Annotated in this window: 3 protein-coding genes; all 3 read right to left on the bottom strand. The window is 51.4% G+C overall.

Annotated elements, in window-relative coordinates:
- Positions 1-674: 674 nt before the first annotated feature.
- Complete coding sequence (locus C0617_RS08495) at positions 675-2,246, bottom strand: SIR2 family protein (protein WP_291316590.1); 1,572 nt, start codon at positions 2,244-2,246, stop codon at positions 675-677.
- A gap of 255 nt (positions 2,247-2,501) precedes the next feature.
- On the bottom strand, positions 2,502-5,126 hold the full coding sequence (locus C0617_RS08490; protein ID WP_291316589.1) for a DEAD/DEAH box helicase family protein: 2,625 nt from the start codon (positions 5,124-5,126) through the stop codon (positions 2,502-2,504).
- A gap of 9 nt (positions 5,127-5,135) precedes the next feature.
- Positions 5,136-6,692: a site-specific DNA-methyltransferase gene (locus C0617_RS08485; RefSeq protein WP_291316588.1), complete on the bottom strand. Its 1,557-nt coding sequence runs from the start codon at positions 6,690-6,692 to the stop codon at positions 5,136-5,138.
- Positions 6,693-6,726: the final 34 nt, after the last annotated feature.

Here is a 6,726-nt window from a genome sequence, read left to right as displayed (position 1 = left end):
CAGGACCCCGAACACCTCGGGGAACCACAGCATCAGGCCGGAGCCGCCGATGGCGAACATACCCCAGAAGACCGCGATGAAGTCGAATTTCTCCCAGTAACGGTTCATTCCGGGGTCGGACCAAGTTAACCTCTTGATTCTTATAAATAAACATCCAAAAAATGCCTGTATTTAGTTGCTATGGGCCTATTTTCGTTCCCAAAATCAGGGCCACAGCTCTCTTCTGCCAAACGTAGCCAGGAATAAAATAGCGATTAGTCCTGGGCACGACATCTCATCCCCTCCAGAGTGATAACGACCTGCTTTTGCACTATAAGCCGGTTTTTACTCCGAAAAATCCGCCCATAGGCCCTTTTTTAGGGCATAATTTCGACATTTCCGTCCGGCCCCGAAAGCTCGGTGCCAGTAGACCTCGAATTCCCTCTGCAATTTCCGCTGCCGGTGTGGTTGTTCAGCCAGATAGGCCAGCCTCGGCGAAGGGCGAGAGGTGAAGTGCTTCAATAGCAACATACAACTTGAAATATGGCCTGTTTCGTGTAATGATTAACCATCAAATTGGTGCCGTGGCGGTGTGAACAGTTACTGTTCGCTAACCGGCATGAGTACCGGTAGCAATTAAAAGGGTCTCAGCGAGGTGAGCAGTTACTGCTTGCTGTAGCTGGGGCTCTTTTGTTTTATGGATGATATTTCAGCCAGTCATAAATCCTGATGGCCCGCTTCAAATCGGTTTTGAACGCTGGTTCTCCCGTGGTAAGCGCGGAAGGGTTGGCAGTCAGGATATTCACAAGGAAGGCGTGTAGCTCGTCGACATCGATATTTTCTTTCTTGAGATGGGGCAGCACCTGTAGACATTTTGCCGCAGGCAACGTGCTACTGAGTGAGGAAATGGTCTCTTGCCGGCAATAATGACGTTCACGGTTTTTTTTGATCGTGCTGGAAAGCAAGTCATCAAAGTGCTGCTTACTTTGTGCAGCTGACTGGGCTCTCTCCGGCAAATCCTCCGAGTATTGCGAAAGGTACTTGAATATCGGCAAGCTGTTACTGTTATGCGACAACAGCGTTGGCAAGGCTTTCCAGATGATGCTTTCCGCATCGAAATCCCTGTTGTCGAGAACCACATCGGCGTACAGCTCGTCCGCCGTAATCCCCGCATACCCCTTCTGACCGAAATCAGCCAGCACCCCCACACCGACAACCACTTCTACATCTTCCAGTTTATCGTCTTCAAAATTCATGACCCGCATTCGTCCCGTCGGCTTGTTCGTCAGAACCAGCTCGTAGATGTCCTGCTTTAGTCGCCGCAGCATCGGAGCGTTATATTTTGCCTGGTTTTCCAGCAGGGCCTGATATAACGGCTCGTAGCTTTTCAAACGGATGCGTGTCATTTCAATGGATTTACCACCTTCAAACGATTTGCTGTAGGTGGAGACCTCCTCGTCCTCGCCCTCTTTTGCCCGCACGACAAACATCAACCGTTCCTTAATCTTGTCGAGGTTTTCGACGGAAAGGCATTTGACGATCGATTTCAGGATGTTTTCGATGTTGGCATCATTGATGGAATATCCGATGAACACGATGGGGTGTTCGAGAAAAATCGTCAGGATTTTTGCAGCCAGATAGGCATTCTTTTCCGTGAAATCGGCATAATCAGCTTCGTTGATAACGATGGATTCCGGCTTGGTGTAGCAGCCATGTATTTTGTAGATTTCGGAAACACCGTGCAGGGTGGAAAAGAGCAGCTCTTCCTGGCCGACGTATTTCGTATAACTGGGGAACAGATCCTCGATGAAGCTGTCGTAATTGGTCGTCAACACTCCGCAGATACTGCGCATTTCCAACTTTTTAAACAATTCAATTTCAGTCGCATACCCGGTGTCATGCACCATGCTCTTGTCGCGCATGTGGCGGGCAATTTCAATCTTTAACGGAGAGACCGAGCGGCTGATCTCATCTGCCGATTGCTCCCTGCTTTCCCTGCATTGCTCGTCACTGAACCAGCGCACATTGAAGTCTCGCTCGATCAGTTCCGCCACCTTCGGCAACAATCCTTCCTTGCACTCCAGCCCTTTTGCCTGCTGTTCATACATCTCATAGGCATACTCATTGTCAGTCGCCAACCGGGCAAATTTACGAAGCAAACCTATCCAGTTTTCCAAACCGAGATAGCGGATTGACATGCCTGACCCGACAAACAGCATCGGCAGGTGGTCCGTTTTTTTCAAGAGCCTCAGCATTACATTTTTCATGATAACTCCAGTAACTATCTCTTTCTGGTTTGAATCAACTCACCCTGACCTGGCCGTTCATCAGCATGGGCAGGAGCCAACCGCGAAGTTGGGTGAGGTGCTGGTTTTCCTTTTCGTGTAGATCCTGTCGCTTGAGGATCGACTCCACTGATTTGGTGAACTGTTCGACAACGTTCGGGTCAGGCAATGAGCGGGTGCTTTACGTGGAGCCCGAATTCCCCGGTGGGGCAGAATTTCGCCGCCCTCAGCTACCTGTCAAAGGGTGGCAATAATGGCAACAAACTCGTCGAGCCGGTAAGCCCCCTCAATGGGGTTTTTGTCGAACACCATGAAATAACGGTACTGATTCTCTGCCTTGGCTGCCCATGCTTTGCCCAGCTTCAGCTTGCGTTCCGAGTCGGAATTGTCGCGATCATCCCCCTTCGTTTCGATCAACAGGGTCTTTCCGTTTTTGGTCTGCACCAGAAAATCGGGGTAGTGATTGATGAATCCGTTGAGGCAGAAGCCCTTTTTTTCCATGATCTTGTGCCAAAAGAGGACGTTGTCGAGGTTGGCAATGTCGTTGATTGCTTTGACCTCAAGGGAATTCATGCCTCCTTCGCGAGCATAGAGACTCTTGGGAATACTGGGGGCTATGTCCACGGGATGAATACAGATAGGAAGCGTGTAGGCTTCTTTGACGGTCAGACGATCTCCAGCTAACCACGTACCAAAACATTTTTCTGCGTGTTCGGTGGCCAGAGCATTGATCTTCCCTTTGATCTTGTCCCGGTAGCTGTACTCGCGTTCAACGCAATCTCGTAGCTGTTCAACCGTCATGGCGGAGAAAATGCGCTTGACGTAAACCTTGATCTCCTGGTCGGCAATCGGGTACATGTTGCCGATCAGTTGGCACATTCTGCCGGTCAACTGCTCGATCTGCGATTCTTTCGGACGGCTGAGGATGTACTCCGCCAGTTGCTCGCGCACTCCTGACTTCAGCTTCCAAAAACCCGGCTTGTAATCGTCTTCGGCAACCTTCTCGATGTCGATGCGGTAGGCGTCGCCATCCATTGTGGCAAAGTCAATCTGGCTGTCGCACTGACTGAGACGGAATTCTTCAAGGAAAAGCTCTTTGTTGACCCTCACCTCGTCCTCGAACAGATAGAGTCCGAGCGGCTGGGTATAAAACTCAGGAAGGCAAAGATTTTTGGCCTCATTCGCAAAGACAGGCTCCATCGGATACTCGTCCATACGCCCCCTCACTTCGTCAGGAAATTCAAAGCCGCCAGCGTCCTTCGTGCGCTCTTCGTACTCTTGATTGGCCTCGTTGGTGATTTCTTCAATCTCCTGAAGAACATCATCGACCGCCTCCGAATTCCAATCACTTTCAATCGGACTAACCTCTTCACCAACCGGCAGGGACTGTTCCTGATCACCAGCTTCAGAATCCACAACCGTATCTCCCTGCGGCACGAAAAGGTCACGCTGGGAAGGTTTGGTGTCTTCCGCTCCCTTCAAGTCAGCAGGCAACTCCTCAGCATCCTTGGCTCGCAGATCCTTACGACTGAATCCGGCCAAGTTCAGACCCTCGACAATCTTGTCCAGCGTGCTGATGAAATGCGCTGATGATGCTAAGACGAAAGCGTTGTTCAGTAGGTTTCGTTGGTGCTTTCGGGCGTAGGGCTGGCGCAAAACCCGGCCGACAATCTGCTCCACGTCCACCGACGAATGCCGGTTGGCAATGGTGGCCAGAACGTAGGCGAAGGGGCAGTCCCAGCCCTCCTTGAGAGCGTTGATGGTGATGATGTAGCGGATGGGACAGGTCCTGGAGAGCAATGGCACATTTTTCAGTTCGTTGATCGTTGCCGTCTTGATGGCAATCTGCTCTTCAGGGATGCCGAGTTTGACCAGTCGCTCGCGAATAAGGGTGAAGGTCGTGCTGTCCTCGCGGGTTTCAGGCTCAGCCTGGAAAAGAACGATGGGACGGATGTAGTCGCCCCCCTGCTTCTCTTCTTCGACGGCCTGCGCCTCCAGCCGGTTTCTCAGCTTAATGGCGCTGTTGATGACCTCCTTCTGACTGTGGTGGTTGTAGGCGATCACCGGCAGCTTGACCATGTTGTTGTCATTGAGCTGCGCGGCGTCAACATAGCTGATGATGTTGCTCTCTTTGCGCGGCGTGGCCGTCAGGTCAAGGATGAAGCTGGGGTTGAAGTTGGTCAGCATCTCTTTGCTGAGGTTGGACCCGGCATTGTGGCTCTCGTCCACAATGCACACCGGCCTCATACTGCGGATCACATTGATCAGCGCCGATTCGTCCGTCTCGGGCAGAACGTCCTCGGCACTGATGGCGCGGACGAACCCATCCAGGTTGCTGTTTTCCTGATACGCTTTGCGCCCCTCCTTGTTGCTGGACCGGAACGAGGCATAGCTGAGAACGAACACGTTGAGCTGCTCACGAACGCTGCTGACGTTGAAGTTCGCCCCCTGCAACAGATCTTCCTTGCCGTACACCCCAACCCGGCCGTTGAACAGGGTGTTGAGCTTCTGGCGATAGGGGTGTTGGGGGTTGTTGAGATTGTTGTAGGTCTGTTCAAGAATGGCGTTGGAAGGGACCAGCCAGACGACCGCTTTGGGTTCATTGCGCAGGTAGATTTCAAGGCAGTCGAAGACCGTGCGAATGGCGTTGGTTGCAATGAAGGTCTTGCCGCCACCGGTCGGCACTTTGAGACAGATATGAGGAACTTGCGGGATGATGTTCCGGTACTTTTCGGGCCGGACCACGCCTTTGTCGGTCCAGAAGCGTTCAAAAGCCTGCTGTAGGTTGCCGCAACTCTCAACGGAGGAGAGAAACCCGGCCAGGTCGTCCAGTACGTTCTGTTGGTACGAGAGTAATTCCATGCCGGTCTCCTAAAAACGGGATATATCCCGAGGGATTTTCTTGAAGCGGATGTTGTGTTTGCGCATGAACCCGGCATCGAGGACGCAGGAGTCGGCGTAGATGAGGTAGCCTTCGTTTTTGCGTTGCAGCGTCGCCAGGAAATCGAGGCTGAGCACGGTCAGGCGCTCTGGATCGTAGTAGAAATAGAACCCGGTCCGGTCGCGCTCGCCGAGCCAGTAGGGATGCTCGTCGGCTTCGATGGCAGGGAGTTTTTCCGTCCAAGCGACGTACTGACGGATTTTTTCAGTGCCGATCGCCTCGTTTAGATTCCCTTCATCGTCAAAGACCCGCTCGCCAAGGGTGTAGTAGTCGAAGCCGCCGCCGGTGCCATCAACACGCTTGCCCTCCTCACCGTAGCCGTCCATGACCCGCAGCACCCTTTCTGCGGTGATGGTTTCGGCATAGTCCATCATTTCGATCAGGATGAACTTGCGATTGCCACCGTCCTGATTGTTGAGGTTGAGGACGGCTTGGGCAGTGGTGCCGGAGCCTGCGAAGGAATCGAGGATAAGTGAATTGTTATCGCAAGCTATATCCAGGACCCTAGAGATGAAATCTGCTGACTTGGGGAAAGCAAAGACTCTCTCTCCCATTATTTGGTCTAATTCATCTGCACCAGTTTGTCCTTTTATGTCTGCCCAGAAACTGGATACCGGCATCCTTGCCTCTGTTTCAGAGAGAAAGCGCTTCTTTCTGGTTTTCCCGGTTTTGGGATTTAGTGGCCACCAGATTTTGTTGTCAGCCAATAGCTTTTCATAACCAGCCCTGTCAGTAATCCAGCCTCTTGATGGGTCTGGATAAAAAACATCGCCCGTTTCCGGATTGCAAATATTATAATGCAGGTTCGGGCGATCTTCCTTTGTAGCCTTCCCTGTAAGAGGGTCAGTAACATAAGGGCCCCTTGGGTCATTGTCTTGATTTTTAAAATTTGATCTATCAATAAAGCGGCCGTGTATTGGAGCCCCTTTGGAGGAAACAATAACGTATTCGTAGTCTATTGATAGTCGAGTCTTGACTCGGTTGTCAGTATTTCTGGATTTCCAACAAATAGATCCCAAGTAGTTATTCTTACCAAACACTTCCTCGAGTACTATTTTTAGAGAGTGATATTGGTTCTCGTCGATACTACATAAAAATACGCCATCATTAGCGAGAAGGCGCTTAAGCAGTTGCAGACGCGGATACATCATGCACAGCCACTTGTCGTGCCGACAGAGGTCTTCCCCCTCCTTACCAACAACATCGCCAAGCCATTTCTTGATGCGCGGATCATTGACGTTGTCGTTGTAAACCCATCCCTCGTTGCCGGTGTTGTAAGGCGGGTCGATGTAGATGCACTTGACCTTCCCCTCATACTGAGGCAGCAGGGCCTTGAGGGCTTCAAGGTTGTCACCGTGGATTATTTTGTTGCCGGTTGAAACTTCGTTTTCGTCGCCGAAGGTGTACTGGTGGTCGAGGGTCTTGACCGGCACCTCTTGGTGATGGTTGATAACCTTGTCTTTGCCTTTCCAGATCAATTCGGGCATGAAGCTTCCTTAGGTAAATCGATTTCTTCTGCTA

The sequence above is a fragment of the Desulfuromonas sp. genome, from assembly GCF_002868845.1.
Taxonomy (GTDB): domain Bacteria; phylum Desulfobacterota; class Desulfuromonadia; order Desulfuromonadales; family BM501; genus BM501.
Note: the sequence above shows the minus strand (reverse complement) of the source record. Positions and strands in the feature narration are given on the sequence as shown.

What these genes read in the sequence shown, in the direction of transcription:
- C0617_RS08485 (WP_291316588.1), bottom strand. Translation starts at nt 6,692, where the DNA reads ATGCCCGAATTGATCTGGAAAGGCAAAGACAAGGTTATCAACCATCAC.
- C0617_RS08495 (WP_291316590.1), bottom strand. Translation starts at nt 2,246, where the DNA reads ATGAAAAATGTAATGCTGAGGCTCTTGAAAAAAACGGACCACCTGCCG.
- C0617_RS08490 (WP_291316589.1), bottom strand. Translation starts at nt 5,126, where the DNA reads ATGGAATTACTCTCGTACCAACAGAACGTACTGGACGACCTGGCCGGG.